Here is an 18,746-nt window from a genome sequence, read left to right as displayed (position 1 = left end):
GGAATGACTTGAGAAAACTTAGCGGCGGAACGGCAGCAGCGCGCGCAGATTGCCGTCGCGCAGATAGAGCCCGCCCCACAGCATCAGGCCGAGATAAAGCCCGAACAGCGTGTGGGTGAACAGCGGGCTGCCGATCCGCACATGGGAAGCGATCGCGCCGCCGAGATAGCCGGTGAACAGGATGGCGCCGAGGATCGAAGTCGGCGGCACCGAGTACAACAGCGTGCAGAAGATGGTGATGATGCCGAGGCTGCGCGCCAGCGTATCGCTCGCGCCCCAGCCCATCTTGTCCATGGTCTCGGTGACGACCGGCAACGGCAGCAGCTTGAGCGCGCCGTCGAACAGCAGGAACAGGATGACCACGCCGCTCATGACACGGCCGGTGATGCGGGCGGGCTTCGAGATTTCGGTGTCGACGATCGTCGGCATGACAGGCTCCGTGACCCTTGGTGATGCTCTCTGCCTTCATGACGAACGGGGGATTGCGGGGCCGACAGGGCGCGGGAAGAATTTTTGGAAAGCGAGCCGCGAGAGCAACGCATACATTGACGGATTCGCCCGGGGCTTATACCCCTCTCCCCAGCCCTCCCCCGCAAGGTAGGGCTATCGCATATGGCCGAGGGTCGAGAGAAGGAAGTCGTTGTTCCACCTGGCTTGGAGCATTTTGTGGCTGATGCGCGCGGGGCCGGGTGTTGCCTGCAGAGCATTGATAGCCAGCTTGCGGATAAGAGCAAGATTTTCCGCAGCGTGATCCTTGCGGCTGCGGCAGGCATCCTCGTCGAACAGAACGTCGAGGACCCAGTGCAGGTTGTTCTCGATGCTCCAATGAGCGCGCACGGCCTCGAGCAGCTTTTTGGCCGACAGCAGGCGCGATGCCAGGAAGTATCGGACCGTGTGTTTGACAGCCTTGCCAGAGTTGGCGCGCCAACTGTCGATGCGACCGACTGCGGCGATGGCGGGGAAGCCGTATTGTTTCGCCAACCGAGGCGCCGGCGCGACGAGGGCCTGTCGGCGCTCGACGCGGCCGTGGGCGGTGGCTCTTCGTTGACTCGCTCGCGCGGGCTTTCGGGCTGTGTCGACCAGCGTCTTGGCGGCCTTGAACAGCCGGCCACGATTGCTCTTGATGGCCAACACGTAGTGCCCCTTTCGGTCGCGGATGGCCTGCGCGGTGTCAGGCCGGCAATGCAAGGCATCGGCGGTGACAAGAGCCCCATCCAGATCGAGCAGGGCGAGGACTTCGAGAGCCCCGGCAACCTCGTTGCGGTTGGGAGCCTTTCTCTGAGCCAGCGCCATGCGAGTGCCTGCGGCCCAGACATTGACCATATGCAGCGGCGTGGCCTGCCGACCTCGTGTGTAGGCTCCGCGCAGCGCCTTGCCGTCAATGCTGACCACCCCTTTGACGCCGAAGCTCTTGCTGAACTTGCGCAAAACCGCTTCAAGCCCCTTCGGGTCCAGAGCACGGAAGACATTGCTGAACGTATCGTGGCTCGGGATGCCGTGCTCGAGCTTCAGGAAGCGCCGCAACAGCTCCTCGCGGCCTTGGCCAAAGAACTCGAACTCGGTGCAGGTCTTGGCGCCAGCCAGCGTCGCCGCCAAGGCGATGACGAGGATCTCCACCAGATCATGTCGGGTGTTGCTAGCGCGCGGGTCCTTGAGCGGTCGAAACAGGCGCTCGAGCTTGCGCATTCAGGGCTCCCTCGGGAATCGAGAGACACCCAAAGAATCCAGTTCCAATCGCTTGGCAACACCCCGCTAGCGCCATATGCGATTCCCCTACCCCGCAAGGGGGGAGGCAGCCCGACCATCGTGCTCACCTCACACAATCGGCCCGCGACATTCTTGCCTTACGTAAGGGAATCACCGGCGGAGGGGTTCCCTCCCCCCTTGCGGGGGAGGGTTAGGGAGTGGGGTGTCACACGGGAAGTTTCTCAACTTGCACCCGGACGAGTGCACACCAACCAAGCGCTACCTCGCCTTCGCATTGCGCGGCTGGCTGTCGCGCATCAGGCGGTCGATATGCATGCGGATGTGGGCGGCCTCGGCCGTGGTGTTGGCGAGTGCGATGGCGCGATCGAAGGCGACGTGGGCTTCCTCGTTGCGGCCGAGCTGCATCAGGAAGGCGCCGCGCACCCCGAAATAATGGAAGTAATTCGCAAGCCGCGGCGCCAGCGGCTCGATCATCTCGAGCGCCGCTTCCGGCCCCTTCACCTTGGAGACCGCAACCGCGCGGTTGAGCGTGATCACCGGCGACGGCTGCATGATCTCGAGCGCGCCGTAGAGCAGGTCGATCTGGGTCCAGTCGGTATCCTCGGGCTTTTCCGCGCGGGCGTGCAGGGCCGCGATCGCGGCCTGCACCTGATAGGGTCCGCTGCGGCGATGGCGCATCGCCTTGTCGATCAGCGCGAGGCCCTCGGCGATCAGCTTCTGATTCCAGAGCGTGCGGTCCTGGTCGTCGAGCAGGATCACCTGGCCATCGGCGTCGAAGCGCGCCTCGGCACGGGCGTGCTGCAACAACAATAGCGCCGTCAGCCCCATGATCTCCGGCTCGCTCTGGAACAGCCGCAGCAGCAGGCGGGCCAGCCGGATCGCCTCCTCGCACAGCGGCGCGCGGATCTCGGCGGTGTCGCCGCTCGCCGAATAGCCCTCGTTGAAGATCAAATAGATCATCGCTGCGACCGAGGCGAGCCGCTCGCTGCGCTCGACCGCGCCCGGCGTCTCGAACGGCACGTTGGCATCGGCGACGCGGGCCTTGGCGCGGGTGATGCGCTGCTCCATCGCGGCTTCCGAGACCAGGAAGGCGCGCGCGATCTGCTTCACCGTGAGACCCGAGACGATGCGCAGCGCCAGCGCGATCTGCTGCGTCGCCGGCAGGTCCTTGTGACAGCAAATGAACAAGAGCCGCAGGATGTCGTCGCGGTAATGCGAGCCGTCGAGCCGCTCGGCGATCTCGTCCTCGGCGTCGTCGAGATCGGAGATCACCCGGTCGTCGTCGGGCAGCGCTTCCTGCTTCTTGCCGCGCCTGATGTCGTCGATCGCGACATTGCGGCCGACCATGATCAGCCACGCCGCGGGATCGCGCGGCGGGCCGTTCTGCGGCCAGCTCTTCAGCGCCCGCAGGCAGGCGTTCTGGAACGCCTCCTCGGCGGTATCGAGATTGCGGAAGTAGCGCAGCAGTGCGCCAACCGCCTGGGGACGCGCCGACGTCAGCGCGGCGTCGATCCAGGCGGTGTCGGTCACGCTCACGCTTTGGTACCTCCCTGATTGAAGTAGCCGACCGGGCGGATCTCATAGGTGCCGCCGGGATTGGCCTCGCCGAGGTCGCGCGCGATGTCGAGCACCTCGTCGAGGTTCTTGCCCTCGACCAGGTAGAAGCCGAGCAGCTGCTCCTTGGTCTCGGCGAACGGGCCGTCCAGCACCACCGGCGGGTTTTCCTTGCGCAGCGTGGTCGCCGCGGTGGTCGGTAGCAGCCGCGCCACCGGGCCGAGCTTGCCCTGCTTGGCGAGCTTGTCCTGCACGACGGACAATTTCTGCATGACCGAGGCGTCGTGCTCCTTGCTCCAGGAACCGACCATATCTTCGTCATGATAGCAGAGGATGGCGTACAGCATCGAAAAGGCATCTCCGTTCATTGCAAGAACGAACGATTATGCCCGCTGCCGACAGGCGGCGCGAAAGAAATTTGGGTTCCTGATGCCGGCGTTGGATGTCGATCGCGCGCCGGGACATTGGATGCGGCGATGACGCATCACACCATCACCGCAACGATCATGGTGCCGTTACCAGTAGACGCCGTAGCGCGCGGCGATGCGGCGCGCCTTGGCTTCATCGCTCTCCCGGCGATGGACATGGCTCTTCTGCACCGGCCGAGACTCCTGCTGCCGTGGAGCCTCCGCCGGCTGCGCCTGCTGGGTCTCGGCCTGAGCCGGAGCAACGGCCGGTTGCGCCTGAGCGGGCGCATCGGCGTTTGCGAGCACCAGACCGCGGCTCTGGCCGGCGTGGGCGGTGGCCACGGCTGCGAGGACGAGAGCCGAGCTCAGGATCAGTTTGCGCATGGAAGTTCTCCCCTGTTGATGGCAGGAGACTAGGGAGTGGGCCGCGCCCGCTCTGTGACATAAGTCACATTGGTATTGGAGGTATCTGAATGGGTAAGGGCGCACTCGCGCTGCTGATCAATGGCGGCTCGGAAAACTGGTCGCCGGCGCGCTGGAAGGCGCGGTTCGACACCGTCTGCGCCGACCGGGCGGTGGTGCTGCTGCCGGACGGCGCGCTCGATCCCGCGGAGGTGCATTACGCCGCGGTGTGGAAGCCGAAGCCGGGCGAGCTCGCGGCGTTCAGGAACCTGCGCGTGATCTTCAATCTCGGCGCCGGCGTCGACGCGCTGATGGCCGACCGCTCGCTGCCCAACGTGCCGCTGGTGCGGGTCTCGGTCTCCGATCTCACCGACCGCATGACCGAATATGTCGTGCTGCATGTGCTGATGCATCACCGCCAGGAGCTGTACCTGCGCGAGTCGCAGCGGAAGAAGTACTGGGCGCCGAATTATCAATGGGCGGCGAACGCGATCACCGTCGGCGTGATGGGGCTCGGCACGCTGGGCGCAGCCTCGGCGCAGGCGCTGCGCGCGCTCGGCTTCCGGGTTGTCGGCTGGAGCCGCAGCGAGAAGCGGATCGACGGGATCAGTTGCTACCACGGCACCGACGGGCTCGACGCGTTCCTGCGCGCGACCAACATCCTGGTCTGCCTGCTGCCGCTGACACCGGATACCCGCCACGTGCTGAACCGCGACGCGTTCGCCAAACTGAACCGCAACAGCCCGCTCGGCGCGCCCGTGATCATCAATGCCGGCCGCGGCGGCTTGCAGAACGAGCAAGACATCCTGCGCGCGCTCGACGACGGCACGCTGGGCGCCGCCTCGCTCGATGTGTTCGAGACCGAGCCGCTGCCCGAGGCGAGCCCGTTCTGGAGCCACCCGAAGGTGGTGCTGACCCCGCACAACGCCGCCGACACCGACGCCGACGAGATCTCGAAATACGTCGCGCAGCAGATCGCGCGCTTCGAGCAGGGCGGCGAGCTGGAAAACGTGGTCGATCGCAAGCGGGGATATTAGGGGCAATCGCGTAGCCCGGGTGCAGCGAAGCGAAATCCGGGGTCCTTCGTAGGACAGACTGCTCCCGGATTGCGCGGAGGCCTGTCATCGGGCGCGCATTCGCGCGACCCGTTGGCTCCATCCGGGCTACGAAGCTAACTACGACCGTCGTTCAATTCTTGCGCGCGAAGCTGACGTGGGTGGCGTTCGGGCTCGCGACATGCGAGACGACGCCATAGCCGAGCGCGGGCAGGTCGAGCCCCGCGAACAAGCTCTCGCCGGCGCCGAGCACGACCGGCGGCAGCACCAATTGCAGCTCGTCGAGCAAACGCGCCTCTAGGAATTGCCGCACCACCGACACGCCGCCACCGACCCGGATGTCCTTGTCGCCGGCAACGGCGCGCGCCCGCTCCAGCGCAGCGAGCATGCCGTCGGTGACGAAATGAAACGTGGTGTCGCCCGCCATCGGAAGATCGGGCCGCGCGTGATGCGTCAGCACGAAGACCGGCGTGTGATATGGCGGCACGTCGCCCCACCAGCCCTTCCACGAATGATCCGGCCACGGCCCACGGATCGGACCGAACATGTTGCGGCCCATGATCCAGGCGCCGATGTTCTGCATCGACTTGCGGGCGATCTCGTCATCGAGCCCGGTGGTGCCGCCGTCCTGTCCGGTCATCTGGCGAATGTTCGCGTCTCGAAGAACCAGGCGGCGGGCAGCACGAGACCGCCTTCGCCGAATGGATTTTCCAGACTCTGGCGCGGCGCCGCGCCAAATCCGTCGATCGATACCATGAAGAGTGAAGTCCTGACTTTTCCCATGAAGTTCCGCTTCCGTGTGCGAGGAGACCTGACGGAGGACGGCGGGGAAAACCAGCGCCCGACATTTGCTGCGGAGAAAATTCGCGGCGGCTATTTCGGCCCGCACATCACGTCGATGGCGCCCTGCACGATCGCCTCGAGCTCCTTGCGCGGCACGCGGGCGCGGGCGCGGATCGCGATGGTGTGGATGGTCGCGGAGGCAAGATGCGCCAGCGACGCCGGATCGGCGCCGTCAGGCAGCTCGCCGCGCTCCCTGGCATGGCGGAAGCAGATGCCGAACGCCTTGTCGAGCTCGGTCAGGCCCTCCAGCACCATGGCGCGGATATCCGGATCCGACACCGCTTCGGACGCCGCCGTCATCACCGTGAAGCAGCCGCGCGGGCCGGATTCGCCGGAGAGATAGATATCAAGCGCGATGCGATAGATGCGCTCCAACCGCTCGCGCAGCGGCGCCTCGGCGCGGAAGATGTCGGCCATCGCGGCGCGCGCATCGTCCCGATAGCGCTGGTAGCTCTTGATGTAGAGCTCGCGCTTGTCGCCGAACGCGCCATAGAGGCTCGGCCGGTTCATGCCGGTCGCGGCGCTGAGATCATCGAGCGAGGTCGCGGCAAAGCCGTCTCGCCGGAACAGATCGAGCGCCTTGCCGAGCGCGACATCGGGCTCATAGGCGCGCGGCCGCCCGCGGCGCTTCGGTGCGACCGGCGCCTCGATTTTGGCAGCAGATGGCGGCTGCTTAATTTTTTGTACCATTTCGCACTAAATTCCTTGACCCCGATAATATTATCCAGGACAGTACAAAAATCAACAATGGCCGGGACACCCGTGCCAGACGCCCCAAGGAGGCACACATGGACCTTTATTTCTCGCCGCTCGCCTGCTCGATGGCGACCCGCGTCGCGCTCTATGAAGCCGGCCAGCCGGCCAATTATCTCGAGGTTGATCCGAAGACCAAGCAGGTGCGCAACGACGGCTCCGACTTCAACACGATCAACCCGCTCGGCCTGGTGCCGACGCTGCGCACCGACGATGGCGTGGTGCTGACCGAGAACGCGGCGATCCTGCAATATGTCGCCGACCAATTCCCGCGGGCCGGCCTCGGCACCACGTCGAACGCCGAGCGTTCGAAGCTGCATCAATGGCTGTGCTTCATCGGCACCGAGCTGCACAAAGGCCTGTTCCTGCCGCTGCTCGACAAGAAGGCGCCGGCGGAGGCCAAGACCTATGCGCTGGAGAAATACGTTTCGCGGCTCGACTATGTCGAAAATCATCTCAACGGGCGCGAGTATCTGCTCGATCATTTCAGCGTCGCCGACGCCTATCTCGTCACCGTCATCAACTGGACCATGGCGACACCGCCGATCGAGCTCGCAAAATGGCCGACGCTGAAGGCCTATTACGAGCGGCTGCGCGCGCGGCCCTCGATCGCGAAGGCGGTCGCGGAAGAGTTCGAGCTCTACAAGGCCGAGATCGCCCGGCACAAGGCGGCGGCGTGATCTTCTCCCCGCGTCCGGGGAGAAGGTCGGAATGAGGGGGAGTCTCCACAAGATCGCCGTCAGTTGAACTCGCGGAGACTCCCCCTCACCCGGATCGCATCTTGCGATGCGATCCGACTTCTCCCCGCAAGCGGGGCGAGGTGCAACACACCGTCAGAACGGCTCCTGCGCCAACCCCGGCACATCGGCCGGACGCGGGCCCGGCGCGGGCCAGTGGAAGCGGCGATCCTTCTCCGCGATCGCGATGTCGTTGATCGAGGCTTCGCGGCGGCGCATCAGGCCGTGCTCGTCGAACTCCCACTGCTCGTTGCCGTAGGAGCGAAACCAGTTGCCGGCGGCATCGTGCCATTCGTACTGGAAGCGCACCGCGATGCGGTTGCCGTCGAACGCCCAGAGATCCTTGATCAGGCGGTAGTCCTGCTCCTTCTCCCATTTGCGAGTCAGGAAAGCGACAATCGCCTCGCGGCCTTGAAACACCTCGGAACGATTGCGCCAGCGGCTGTCCTCGGTATAGGCGCCGGCAACCCGAACCGGGTCGCGCGAATTCCAGGCATCTTCCGCCATGCGCGCCTTCTGCGCGGCGGTCTCGCGGGTGAACGGCGGCAGCGGCGGACGTGACATTGGCGATCCCTCGGTTGGTTGTCGCGCAAATCTACCGCCGCGGGATCAAGAGTCGATGGGCTGTTTCCTATCGCCCGATAGTTAGGCCAGATCAGCCTTCATCAGCATACGGATGGACTTCGGGATCGGCTGCGCGCGGCCGCCGCTGACGAAGGCGACGCGCACCTGCGCCTTCACAAGCACGTCATCGCCGCGCCTGACCTCCTGCGCCAGCATGATGGAGGCGCCCTTCACCGCGATCGGCCAGGTTACCACGTCGAGCATGTCGTCCATCCGCGCAGGCTTGAGGAAATCGAGCGTCATCGAACGCACGACAAAGGCAAAGCCGCCGGTCTCGGCCTCGGCTTCCTCGAACAGCGCGTTCTGCTCGGCGCCCATCAGGCGGAGATGATTGGTGCGGCCGCGCTCCATGAAGCGCAGGTAGTTGGCGTGGTAGACAATGCCGGAAAAATCGGTGTCTTCGTAATAGACGCGGACCTGCATATGGTGGCGGCCGTCGCGGATCGCGCCGTCGATATGGGGGAAGGTCAATTGCGGCCCCTCGATTGAGGTCGTTTGAGCATGATCTCTCCGGAAAGCCGCTGCGCACTTTCCGGATCATGCCTCGGAAACGACTATCGTGTTGCGCAAATTGCGCGATCACGCAAGCGCGGTCAGGACACCACCGGCGCTTTTGCACCCAGCGTCACCTGCACGATCTCGGGCGGCACGCCGAGGCGGAACGGCATAATGCTGCAGCCGAGACCGCCGGAGACGACAACGTCGCATTTCAGCTTGATGTGGCCGTAGGCGAGCCGCATGCCGTGCTTGACCGGCACCGCCGGCGACCAGCCGAGCAGCCGGATCTGGCCGCCATGGGTGTGGCCGGAGAGTTGCAGCGCGACGCGCGAGGGCACGCGGAGCGCAACGTCGGGCTCATGCGCGAGCAGGATCACCGGCGCATCGTCGGTGACTTTTGCGAGCGTTCCGTTGAGATCGTCGACGCCGATCCGCCGGATCTCGCGATAGCGCCGCGCCGCCATGAAGGCGAGTTGGTCGCCGAGGCCGGCGAGCCAGAACGGACGGCCGTCCTTGACGAGCCGCACCGTGTCATTCTCGTAGACCGGGATGCCCGCGCGCTCCAGCGCACGGCGTGCGACGGGGGTGCCCTGCCCTTGCCGCTGCACCGTCCTGTCGTCCCAATAATCGTGATTGCCGAGCACCGCATGCACGCCGAGCGGCGCCTTCAGGCCCTTGAGCACCGCGGCCCATTCCGACGCCGGGATGAAACGCGTGACGTGGCGCAGCCCGGCGACATAGTCGCCGAGCAGCACGATGATGTCGGGGTTGAGCGCGTTGGTGCGCTCGACGATCTCGGCGACGCGATCGAGCGGCATCCAGGGATCGCAGGCATGAATGTCGGCGAGCGCTGCGATCCTCAGCGGAAAGTCCGCCGGCCATTGCCGCGGCGATAGGTCGTAGCGCGTCAGCGTGAGGCGAACGACCGGCTCGCTCAGGCCATAGGCCGCGGTCGAGGCGGTGGCGGCGGTCAAACCGCCGAAGCCGCGAAGCAAATGACGACGTGAAATCATGGACGTTCGATCGGTGATGCCGAGAGCATGATCCGATCGGATCATGCTCTTATCCCTTCTTTGGTCGCGTTTTCTTCTCGCGAACCGGTCTCCACTTCGCTTGAAAACGCTCGAAGCATAGGCCCTTGATTGGAGCGAAATTTGGCCCCGTTTGTGCAGACGGCCTGCAGAGATGCAGTAATGGTTAGCGCGCAAGGTTACCGGCAGCGCAAATGCGCTGCACCAACACGATTCTTCACGTCTTCGAGAGCAGAAGCTCAGTCCTCGTCGCCATTGCCGCCGAACAGGCCGAACTGCCCGGGATCGCGGTTCGGCTCAGCGAGGCCGAGATGGCGGAAGGCGTGCGAGGTCAGCAGCCGTCCGCGCGGGGTGCGTTGTAGATAGCCGCACTGGATCAGATAGGGCTCGATGATGTCCTCGATCGCATCGCGCGGCTCCGACAGCGCCGCCGCCATGGTCTCGACACCGACCGGACCGCCGCCATAGTTCAGCGCGATGGTGGAGAGATAGCGCCGGTCCATCGCATCGAGCCCGGCGCTGTCGACCTCGAGCGCACTCAGCGCGCGATCGGCGATGCCGCGATCGACGGAATCGGCGTCGGCCGCGGATGCAAAATCGCGCACCCTGCGCAGCAGGCGACCGGCGATGCGCGGCGTGCCACGGGCGCGGCGCGCGATCTCGTTGGCGCCGTCGGGACTCATGCCGATGTTGAGCACGCGGGCGCCGCGGGTGACGATCTTCTCCAGCTCCTCCACGGTGTAGAAATTGAGCCGGATCGGAATGCCGAAGCGGTCGCGCAAGGGATTGGTGAGCAGGCCTGCGCGCGTCGTCGCGCCGACCAGGGTGAATTTCGACAGCTCGATCTTGACCGAGCGCGCCGCGGGACCTTCGCCGATGATCAGATCGAGCTGGAAATCCTCCATCGCCGGATAGAGCACTTCCTCGACCGCAGGACTCAGGCGATGAATCTCGTCGATGAACAATACGTCGCGCTCTTCCAGATTGGTGAGCAGCGCCGCTAGGTCGCCGGCCTTCGCGATGACCGGGCCCGAGGTGGCGCGGAAGCCGACGCCGAGCTCGCGCGCGACGATCTGCGCCAGCGTGGTCTTGCCGAGGCCGGGGGGACCGACGAACAGCACGTGATCGAGCGCCTCGCCGCGCTTCTTCGCGGCCTCGATGAAGATCGAGAGATTCTTGCGCGCCTGGGCCTGGCCGACGAACTCGGTCAGCGACTGCGGCCGCAGCGCGGTGTCGCCGACATCGTCGGAGCGGCGTTCGGGCGAGACCATGCGCGAGGGCGGGTTCACTTCGACAATTCCTTAAGCCCCAGCCGGATCAGCTGCGCGGTCTCGGCCTTCTCGCCGGCACTGCGCGAGGCGGCGGCGATTGCGGCGGCGGCCTGCGGCTGGCCGTAGCCGAGATTGACCAGCGCGGAGATCGCATCCGTCACCGGGCGCGGCGCGCGGTTGTTGTCGATCGCGCCCGAGAGCTGCACCACCGCGGGATCGACATCGGCAAAGCCCGGGGCCTTGTCCTTCAATTCGCTGACGATGCGCTCGGCGACCTTCGGCCCGACGCCCGGCGTGCGCGCCACCGCCGCCTTGTCGCGCAGCGCGATGGCGTTGGCGAGATCGGTCGGCGGCAGCGTGCCGAGCACCGCAAGCGCGACCTTGGCGCCGACGCCCTGCACGGTCTGCAGCAGGCGAAACCATTCGCGCTCGTGATCCGAGCGGAAACCGAATAGCTTGATCGCGTCTTCGCGGACATAGGTCTCGATCGACAGCACCGCGGCGCCCCCTGGCTGTGGCAGCGCCTGCAGCGTGCGGCCGGCGCAATGCACCTGATAGCCGACGCCGCCGACGTCGAGGATCACATAATCCTCGCCGTAGGAATCGATCAGGCCCTTCAGCTTGCCGATCATGCGAGCCACCCGGACTCAGTAAGGGAGGCACCAGCGGACGGGTTCCCTCCCCCCTTGCGGGGGAGGGTTAGGGAGAGGGGTGCCGCTTGCTCGATTGTCCAACGCTTCGCGCGAACAACGTTCGCACCGCGCTCAATTGGCTCGCGAAGTTTGTTGATACATCGTGGTCGCACATCGTTGGTCCGAGCCCGTGGCTTACCCCTCTCCCCAGCCCTCCCCCGCAAGGGGGGAGGGAGCCCAACCGGTGTGCTCCCCTCACCTGGCCGTACGTCGGAAGACCCCATCATAGGTTCGCCACCCTGAGCCGCAGCACGGCGCTCTGGCGGTGATGGGCGTGGGTGATCGCGATCGCGAGTGCGTCGGCGGCATCGGCGGATGGCGGCTCGGCTTTCGGCAGCAGGATCTTCAGCATCACCTGGATCTGGTTCTTCTCGGCATGGCCGGCGCCGACCACGGTCTTCTTGACCTGGTTCGGCGCGTATTCGGCGACCGAGATACCGAACATTGCGGGCGCCAGCATGGCGACGCCGCGGGCCTGGCCGAGCTTCAGCGTGGCCACACCGTCCTTGTTGACGAAGGTCTGCTCGACCGCGGCCTCGGCCGGCCTGAAGTCGCCGAGCACGGCGGCGAGCCCCTCATGGATCGCGAGCAGCCGGCTCGCCAGCGGCAGACCGTCCGGCGGCTCGACCGAGCCGCAGCCGATATAGACCAGACGGTTGCCTTCGGTCTCGATCACGCCCCAGCCGGTGCGGCGGAGACCCGGATCGATACCGATGATGCGGACGGGAGAGCGAATCGGCTGCGATGTCATGCGGTAGTGATACCGCCTGGCCTGCGAGAACGAAACACAAACGGAGCCTCATCCCCTGCCGCGGTCGCGGTCGGCCCCTGATCATCATCCCGCCTTTGCGCGTCATCCCCCGCGAAAGCGGGGGATCCAGTACGCCGCGGCTTATCGGCTCAAGCACTACGGCCTCTGGAATACTGGATCGCCCGGTCGATGACAGCGGAGCAAGTGGATCAGCCGCCCATCTTCGCGATCAGCGCGTCGGACACCTCGAAATTGGCGTAGACGTTCTGGACGTCGTCGTGCTCGTTGAGCAGGTCCATCAGCTTCAACAGCTTTTCGCCGGTCTCGTCGTCGACCGCGACGGTGTTCTGCGGCTTCCAGGTCAGCGCCGCCTTGCGCGGCTCGCCGAACTTCGCCTCCAGCGCTTTTGCGACGTCGCGGAAGGTGTCCGGCGAGGCGTAGACCTCGTGGCCGGCCTCGCTGGAGACGACGTCGTCGGCGCCGGCTTCGATCGCGGCATCCAGCATGGCGTCGTCGGAGGCGATCTTGGCGTCGTATTCGATGATGCCAGTGCGGTCGAACATGAAGGCGACCGAGCCGGTTTCGCCGAGATTGCCGCCCGATTTGGTGAAGAAGGAGCGGATGTCGGAGGCGGCGCGGTTGCGGTTGTCCGTCAGCGCCTCGACGATCACGGCGACGCCGCCGGGGCCATAGCCCTCGTAGCGGATCTCGTCATAATTCTCGCCCTCATTGCCGGCCGCCTTCTTGATGGCGCGGTCGATATTGTCCTTGGGCATGTTCTCGGCGCGGGCCGCCACCACGGCGGCGCGCAGCCGCGGGTTCATCGCCGGGTCCGGGGTGCCGAGCTTGGCCGCGACGGTGATTTCGCGGGCCAGCTTGCCGAAAAGCTTCGACTTCTGGGCATCCTGCCGGCCCTTGCGGTGCATGATGTTCTTGAATTGGGAATGGCCGGCCATGCGACGTCTCTTCGGAGCTTAGGGTCTGAACGGGGATGGAAAACGCGGCCTTATAGGCCCCTGGCGGTCAAAATCAAAGATCGGCTGGGGGCCGTCCGGCGGAGGAATACTACCGCAAGCCGGAACATGAGGCACTTGTTAACCATGACTTCATGCCCGGATGCGAGGATCGCGCCCGTCCCGCCGCAACTTTCCATAAGCCCGCAAAAGAGCTCCCATGGCGTTCGGTTTGTTTCGCAAGCAAGTGCCGGAGCCGGTCGCGCCGGCCGTCGCGCCGCAGGTTCCGACCGAAACTGATTCGGCCCAGGATTCGTCCAGGGATTCGTCCGCGGATTCCTCGAAGGAGATCCTGGAACTGCTGGAACTCGAGCTGGGCGCGATGATCCGCCAGCTCGAGCGCGCCGCGGGCTCGGTGGCCGACGGCGCCGAGGCGACGGCAGCCAAGCTTGCCGCCATCCGTGCCCGCACCGATGCGCTGACCGGCCACAGCAGCGATGCGCAGAGCACCGCGACGACCTTCTCGGAGGCCGCCGACCGTTTCACCCATTCCGCCGAGGGCATCGGCCAACAGGTCCGCAGCGCGAGCCAACTCGCCGACGACGCCGCGGCCGCGGCGCGCGAGGCCACCGCCAATGTCGATCGCTTGCGCGAATCCTCGGCCGCCATCGGCAACGTGGTCAACCTGATCGCGCAGATCGCCCGGCAGACCACGCTGCTGGCGCTGAACTCGACCATCGAAGCGGCACGCGCCGGCGCCGCCGGCAAGGGTTTTGCGGTGGTCGCCACCGAGGTCAAGGCGCTCGCGGTGCAGACCCAGAGCGCGACCGAGGAGATCACCCGCAAGATCGAGGCGTTGCAGAAGGACGCCACCGGATCGGCGGATGCCGTGCACCGCATCTCGGAGGCGATCGACAAGATCCGCCCGGTGTTCGACAACGTCAACGGCGCGGTCGCCGAGCAGAACCAGATCACCGGCGAGATGGGCCAGAACGCCGCCTCCGCCTCGAACTTCATCGTCTCGGTTGGCACCAGCGCCGGCGAGATCGACAGCGCCACCCGCGAAGCCGCCGCGCATGGCGACGATGTCGCCAAGGCCGGGAAGGCGGTGACCGCCTTCGCGCAAAAGCTCAAGGCGCGCTGCGCGGTGCTGCTGCGCCAGGACGAGCGCGGCGATCCGCGCAAGGACGAGCGGCTGCCTTGCAGCCTCACGATCGAGATCACCACCGCGCGCGGCGTCATCACCGCGCCGGTCTACGAGCTCGCGATGGACGGCATCCTGATCGGCGGGCCCGATGCCGGGACGCTGCCGGCGCACGAGACCCTGAGCGCGACCTTGCAGGACATCGGCGCATGCCGGATCAGGATCGCCGACCGCGCCAAGGCGGGCGCACAAGCGCGCTTCGAGGCCGCGACATCAGCGCTGCGCGAAAAGATCGAAGACCGGATGTGGGCGATCCACGAGGAGAACGCCGAACTGGTCACCCGGGCGATGGAAGCCGGCCACGCGCTGAGCAAGATCTTCGAGAACGGGCTCGTCAGCGGCGCGATCACGCTCGCCGATATGTTCGACACCGACTATGTCGAGATCGCCGGCACCAATCCGGTGCAGTACCGCACCAAAATGCTGGACTGGGCGGATCGCGCGCTGCCCGCGCTGCTCGAGGCGTTCCTTGCCAGGGACAAACGGCTGGCATTCTGCGCAACCGTCGACCGCAACGGCTATTTGCCGGTCCACAACAAGATCTATTCGCATCCCCAGCGGCCGGGCGACGTCGCCTACAACACCGCCAATTGCCGCAATCGCCGCATCTTCAACGATCCGGCCGGCCTCGCCGCCGCGCGAAATCAGCGCGCCTATCTGGTGCAGAGCTACGCGCGCGACATGGGCAACGGCACCACCGTGATGATGCGGGAGATCGACGTGCCGATCCGGGTCCGCGGCCGGCACTGGGGCGGGTTCCGCACCGCCTACAAGCTTTGAGTGCACGCTCAGGCAAGACGGCCTTAGCGAATCACGCTCTGGATCGGATTGGGGAATGCTGCGGCGGCTTGACGGGCCGCCGTGACGGGAGGATGTGCTGACATGTCGGCTGCGCAGCTTGCAGTGCTGGATACATCATCGAACCAGACGCTGGCCGAACGGCTGGTCGACCAGCTCGCCGACCGCATCGGCGGCCTCGGGGTCGAGCTGGCCGACATCGCCGGCAACGTCCAGGAGGTCGCGAACCGCGTCAGCAACCAGTCGGAGCGGTTCCACCACTTGCAGGAGACCGCCGAGATCATGGTCTCGGCCAATCACGACATCGCCAACGCCTCGCAGGCAGTGCAGTCGACCGCCTCCGCGGCGGTCGGCCAGATCGCCGAGTCGCGCGACGTGGTCGAGACCGCGGTCAGCCACATCGCCGAGCTCGTCGCCGCGGTCGGACGCATCGAGGCGCGGCTTGCCGCTGTCGGCTCCGCGCTGAGCCAAGTCGCCAAGGTCTCCGGCTCGATCGAGGCGATCGCCAAGCAGACCAACCTGCTCGCGCTCAACGCCACCATCGAGGCGGCGCGCGCCGGCAATGCAGGCCGCGGTTTTGCGGTGGTCGCGAGCGAAGTGAAGAACCTCGCCGAGGCGACCCGCCAGGCGACGCATCAGATCTCCGACACCGTGCGCGATCTCGACGGCCAGATCGGCAGCCTGATCGGCGAGAGCAGCGATGCCTCGCTGCGCGCCAAAAGCGCCGGCGAAGGCGCCCGGCAGATCTCGGGCATCATCAGCCGCATGCAGGAAGGTTTCTCATCGGTCGGCGCCGAGATCGGCAACGTGGCGCGCGCCGCGACCTCCAATCTCGGCCATTGCGACAGCGTGATCACCGAGCTCAACGAGCTCGCCAAGGGCGTCGACCTCTCTTCGCGCGACCTCAAGCACGCCGACAGCCGCGTCGCGAAGCTGCTCGAGCTGTCCGAGAGCCTGATCGTGACCATCGCCGACAGCGGCGTCGAGACCACAGATACGCCGCTGATCCGCGTCGTGATCGACACCGCGAAGCAGATCTCCGAGCTGTTCGAGACTGCAATCGCACGCGGCGAGATCACGCTCGCGCAATTGATGGACGAGAAATACCGCGAGATCGCCGGCACCAACCCGAAGCAGTATCTGACCGACTATGTCGCCTTCACCGACCGCGTGCTGCCCGCGATCCAGGACCCGATCCAGAAGATCGATCCGCGCATCGTGTTCTGCGTCGCCTGGGCGCGCAGCGGCTACCTGCCGACCCACAATCCGAACTACCGGCTGCCGCAGGGGCCGGACCCGGTGTGGAACAACGCCAATTGCCGCAATCGCCGGCTGTTCAACGACCGCGCGGTGAGCAAGGTCGCGGCGAATACCAAGCCGTTCCTGCTGCAGACCTACCGCCGCGACATGGGCGGCGGCAATTTCGTGCTGATGAAGGATGTGTCATCGCCGATCGTCGTGAACGGCCGCCACTGGGGCGCATTCCGGATGGGCTTTCGGCAATCGTAGATCAGTAGCCCGGATACAGCGAAGCGTAATCCGGGAACAGTCGCGCAACCGGTCAGAACCCCGGATTTCGCGGAGCCTGTCATCGGGCGCGCGTTCGCGCGACCCGTTGGCTGCATCCGGGCTACAAGCATCAAATCCAAAACCCCGGCACCGCGGGCTCGAGCCGTCCGCCGGCGCGGACCGGCGCGACCTTGAGCGCAAGGCCGGTCGCATCGTCGGTCTCGACCGCGACGCCGCTCAACGTCGCGACGCCGCCGGCCGGCTCGAAACGGCCGGAGGGAATGCCAGTGAGGAAGCGCTGCAGCGGCTCCTCCTTCTGCATGCCGATCACCGAATCATAATCGCCGGTCATGCCGGCATCGCTCATATAGGCGGTGCCGCCCGGCAGCACCTGATGATCCGATGTCGGCACATGGGTGTGGGTCCCGACCACGAGGCTGACGCGGCCGTCGCAGAAGAAGCCTATGCCCTGCTTCTCGCTGGTCGCCTCGGCGTGGAAATCGACCACGATGGCGTCAGCGCCCTCGCGCAGCGGGCACGCCTCGAGCTCGCGATCGATCGCGCTGAACGGATCGTTCGACGACGGCTCCATGAACACGCGGCCGATCGCGTTGAGAACCAGCGCGCGCTTGCCGTTCTTGGTGTCGACCAGCGTGGCGCCGCGGCCGGGCGAATGGCGCGGGAAATTCAACGGGCGAATCAGGCGCGGCGCGCGCTCGATGAAGACCAGCGCCTCCTTCTGATTCCAGGCGTGATTGCCGAGCGTGATCGCGTCGGCTCCGGCATCGAGCAGCTCCTGATAGATCGCCTCGGTGATGCCGAAGCCGCCGGCGGAATTCTCGCCATTGACGACGACGAGATCGAGCGACCAGTCCCTGATCATGCCGGGCAGGTGGTCCGAGATGGCGGTGCGGCCGGTCCTGCCGACGACGTCACCAACGAAAAGGATACGCAAGGCTAGCTACTCCGGAAATCGAACGTCTTGCGCTCCGTTAGCACATAATCGAGCGGGACGTCGTGCGACAGCGCCGGAATGGCCTTGGTTTCCTGTGCAGCAAAGGCAATCCCGACCCCGATCACATGCTTGGCCTTGCGCAGATGCGCAAAGGTATAGTCGTAATAGCCGGCGCCATAGCCGATGCGGTGGCCGAGCTTGTCGAATGCGGCAAGCGGCACCAGCATCACGTCGGGATGCACCTCGGCCGCGGCCGGCGACGGCTCGGGAATGCCGAGCGGCCCCAGCATCAGGCGGTCATGCGGCGACCAGCTGCGGAAGGTCAGCGACTGGCCGCGCGCATTGATGCAGGGCAGCGCGAGCCGCGCGCCCTTGGCGGCCAGCTTCTTCATCAGCGGCGCCGGATCGAGCTCGCTGCGGATCGGGGCATAGCCCGAGATGATCATGCCCTGCGCGATCTCGAACGGGGCGCCACGCTTGGCCAGTGCCTCGGCCGCGGTCGCGCGCTGCTCGTCGCTCAGCGCGTCGCGCTTGGCGAGGGCAAGCGCCCGAAGCTCGGCCTTCGATGGAGATGCGTGCATGATCCATCTTCCGCTGTCGTCGTCCGCGACAACGGACGATCCATCATTCAGAGACGCAAGCATTCAAAGGGCCACGCCGCGGCGCACTGGACGCCCTGCTTCGCAGGGGACAGCGCTGCACCACAATCGAACCGCCGCCGCGCGACGACCAGGCAACAGCAAAACAAAAATAGTGCGAAGCCGCAGAGGCCGTTGGAGCGCTCGATCCCGGAGTTCCCTACGAAAGTAGGTGGGCACCATATGTCCGGGTCCACGGACCCGGCCAGGGACAGTTCCCTAAAGGATCGATAAGGCCCCGGGGATATATGGCTCCTGACGCACGACGCAGCTTCGCGAGGGTTAATCTAGCCATCGTTGCCGCAATCCGCCAGCGGTAAGGAAGACGCAGTCCACGCTCGTATGATCTTGCTCACCCTCCCCC

General features: G+C 65.9%; 19 protein-coding genes, 1 other RNA gene and 1 pseudogene. 4 read left to right on the top strand and 17 right to left on the bottom strand.

Features of this window, described 5'->3' with window-relative positions; genetic code table 11:
• Nucleotides 1-18: 18 nt before the first annotated feature.
• The 5 genes from ACVIW0_RS05500 to ACVIW0_RS05480 all read right to left on the bottom strand — a co-directional run bounded on the left by ACVIW0_RS05500 (nucleotide 19) and on the right by ACVIW0_RS05480 (nucleotide 4,052).
• On the bottom strand, nucleotides 19-429 hold the full coding sequence (locus tag ACVIW0_RS05500) for a DoxX family protein (protein WP_461351413.1): 411 nt from the start codon (nucleotides 427-429) through the stop codon (nucleotides 19-21).
• A 174-nt stretch (nucleotides 430-603) separates the two neighbouring features.
• Nucleotides 604-1,686: an ISAs1 family transposase gene (locus tag ACVIW0_RS05495; RefSeq protein WP_461351412.1), complete on the bottom strand. Its 1,083-nt coding sequence runs from the start codon at nucleotides 1,684-1,686 to the stop codon at nucleotides 604-606.
• Nucleotides 1,687-1,965: 279 nt separating this feature from the next.
• Complete coding sequence (locus tag ACVIW0_RS05490; protein ID WP_461351411.1) at nucleotides 1,966-3,243, bottom strand: RNA polymerase sigma factor; 1,278 nt, start codon at nucleotides 3,241-3,243, stop codon at nucleotides 1,966-1,968.
• Nucleotides 3,240-3,608: a YciI family protein gene (locus ACVIW0_RS05485; RefSeq protein WP_456752275.1), complete on the bottom strand. Its 369-nt coding sequence runs from the start codon at nucleotides 3,606-3,608 to the stop codon at nucleotides 3,240-3,242. Before ACVIW0_RS05485 ends, ACVIW0_RS05490 begins: the two co-directional genes overlap by 4 nt.
• A gap of 168 nt (nucleotides 3,609-3,776) precedes the next feature.
• The gene (locus tag ACVIW0_RS05480; RefSeq protein ID WP_461351410.1) at nucleotides 3,777-4,052 is read right to left on the bottom strand and encodes a hypothetical protein; all 276 of its coding nucleotides are present in this window, start codon (nucleotides 4,050-4,052) and stop codon (nucleotides 3,777-3,779) included.
• Nucleotides 4,053-4,141: 89 nt separating this feature from the next.
• Here ACVIW0_RS05480 and ACVIW0_RS05475 point away from each other — a divergent pair, with 89 nt between their 5' ends.
• A complete protein-coding gene (locus tag ACVIW0_RS05475; RefSeq protein ID WP_461351409.1) occupies nucleotides 4,142-5,107 on the top strand; it encodes a 2-hydroxyacid dehydrogenase in 966 nt (321 codons plus the stop codon).
• 151 nt (nucleotides 5,108-5,258) lie between these two features.
• On the opposite strand, the pseudogene ACVIW0_RS05470 reads toward ACVIW0_RS05475, so the two are convergent.
• Nucleotides 5,259-5,908: pseudogene (locus ACVIW0_RS05470) on the bottom strand (dihydrofolate reductase family protein).
• Between the two features lie 90 nt (nucleotides 5,909-5,998).
• The gene (locus tag ACVIW0_RS05465; protein ID WP_461351408.1) at nucleotides 5,999-6,658 is read right to left on the bottom strand and encodes a TetR/AcrR family transcriptional regulator; all 660 of its coding nucleotides are present in this window, start codon (nucleotides 6,656-6,658) and stop codon (nucleotides 5,999-6,001) included.
• A 98-nt stretch (nucleotides 6,659-6,756) separates the two neighbouring features.
• Here ACVIW0_RS05465 and ACVIW0_RS05460 point away from each other — a divergent pair, with 98 nt between their 5' ends.
• The gene (locus ACVIW0_RS05460; RefSeq protein WP_461351407.1) at nucleotides 6,757-7,401 is read left to right on the top strand and encodes a glutathione binding-like protein; all 645 of its coding nucleotides are present in this window, start codon (nucleotides 6,757-6,759) and stop codon (nucleotides 7,399-7,401) included.
• A 153-nt stretch (nucleotides 7,402-7,554) separates the two neighbouring features.
• Here ACVIW0_RS05460 and ACVIW0_RS05455 read toward each other — a convergent pair whose 3' ends face one another.
• The 7 genes from ACVIW0_RS05455 to ACVIW0_RS05425 all read right to left on the bottom strand — a co-directional run bounded on the left by ACVIW0_RS05455 (nucleotide 7,555) and on the right by ACVIW0_RS05425 (nucleotide 13,281).
• Entirely contained in the window at nucleotides 7,555-8,022 is a 468-nt protein-coding gene (locus tag ACVIW0_RS05455) for a nuclear transport factor 2 family protein (RefSeq protein ID WP_461351406.1), read from the bottom strand.
• A gap of 81 nt (nucleotides 8,023-8,103) precedes the next feature.
• A complete protein-coding gene (gene ybgC, locus ACVIW0_RS05450) occupies nucleotides 8,104-8,553 on the bottom strand; it encodes a tol-pal system-associated acyl-CoA thioesterase (RefSeq protein WP_456752267.1) in 450 nt (149 codons plus the stop codon).
• Between the two features lie 122 nt (nucleotides 8,554-8,675).
• Complete coding sequence (locus ACVIW0_RS05445; protein ID WP_461351405.1) at nucleotides 8,676-9,593, bottom strand: metallophosphoesterase; 918 nt, start codon at nucleotides 9,591-9,593, stop codon at nucleotides 8,676-8,678.
• Nucleotides 9,594-9,850: 257 nt separating this feature from the next.
• Complete coding sequence (gene ruvB / locus ACVIW0_RS05440) at nucleotides 9,851-10,900, bottom strand: Holliday junction branch migration DNA helicase RuvB (protein ID WP_461351404.1); 1,050 nt, start codon at nucleotides 10,898-10,900, stop codon at nucleotides 9,851-9,853.
• Nucleotides 10,897-11,514 (bottom strand): Holliday junction branch migration protein RuvA, encoded by a 618-nt coding sequence (ruvA, locus tag ACVIW0_RS05435; RefSeq protein WP_461351403.1) that lies wholly within the window; start codon nucleotides 11,512-11,514, stop codon nucleotides 10,897-10,899. The genes ruvB and ruvA overlap by 4 nt, the downstream gene beginning before the upstream one ends.
• Before the next feature lie 283 nt (nucleotides 11,515-11,797).
• On the bottom strand, nucleotides 11,798-12,325 hold the full coding sequence (gene ruvC, locus ACVIW0_RS05430) for a crossover junction endodeoxyribonuclease RuvC (RefSeq protein ID WP_461351402.1): 528 nt from the start codon (nucleotides 12,323-12,325) through the stop codon (nucleotides 11,798-11,800).
• 209 nt (nucleotides 12,326-12,534) lie between these two features.
• The gene (locus ACVIW0_RS05425; protein ID WP_461351401.1) at nucleotides 12,535-13,281 is read right to left on the bottom strand and encodes a YebC/PmpR family DNA-binding transcriptional regulator; all 747 of its coding nucleotides are present in this window, start codon (nucleotides 13,279-13,281) and stop codon (nucleotides 12,535-12,537) included.
• A gap of 217 nt (nucleotides 13,282-13,498) precedes the next feature.
• Between ACVIW0_RS05425 and ACVIW0_RS05420 the strand changes: the two genes are divergently transcribed.
• A complete protein-coding gene (locus tag ACVIW0_RS05420; protein WP_461351400.1) occupies nucleotides 13,499-15,262 on the top strand; it encodes a methyl-accepting chemotaxis protein in 1,764 nt (587 codons plus the stop codon).
• A gap of 102 nt (nucleotides 15,263-15,364) precedes the next feature.
• A complete protein-coding gene (locus ACVIW0_RS05415) occupies nucleotides 15,365-16,789 on the top strand; it encodes a methyl-accepting chemotaxis protein (RefSeq protein WP_461351399.1) in 1,425 nt (474 codons plus the stop codon).
• A 130-nt stretch (nucleotides 16,790-16,919) separates the two neighbouring features.
• Here the strand turns inward: ACVIW0_RS05415 and ACVIW0_RS05410 are convergent, their stop codons facing one another.
• From ACVIW0_RS05410 to ssrS, 3 genes are all read right to left on the bottom strand, one after another.
• Complete coding sequence (locus ACVIW0_RS05410; protein ID WP_461351398.1) at nucleotides 16,920-17,744, bottom strand: TIGR00282 family metallophosphoesterase; 825 nt, start codon at nucleotides 17,742-17,744, stop codon at nucleotides 16,920-16,922.
• A gap of 2 nt (nucleotides 17,745-17,746) precedes the next feature.
• Nucleotides 17,747-18,325 carry a 5-formyltetrahydrofolate cyclo-ligase gene (locus ACVIW0_RS05405; RefSeq protein ID WP_461351397.1) on the bottom strand — a complete coding sequence of 193 codons (579 nt, stop codon included), beginning with the start codon at nucleotides 18,323-18,325 and terminating at the stop codon, nucleotides 17,747-17,749.
• Between the two features lie 173 nt (nucleotides 18,326-18,498).
• Nucleotides 18,499-18,659: non-coding RNA, 6S RNA (gene ssrS / locus ACVIW0_RS05400), on the bottom strand.
• Between the last annotated feature and the right edge of the window lie 87 nt (nucleotides 18,660-18,746).

This window comes from Bradyrhizobium sp. USDA 4454 (genome assembly GCF_054822705.1).
The sequence above is the reverse complement of the archived record's forward strand: the minus strand, read 5'-3'. Positions and strand labels throughout refer to the sequence as shown.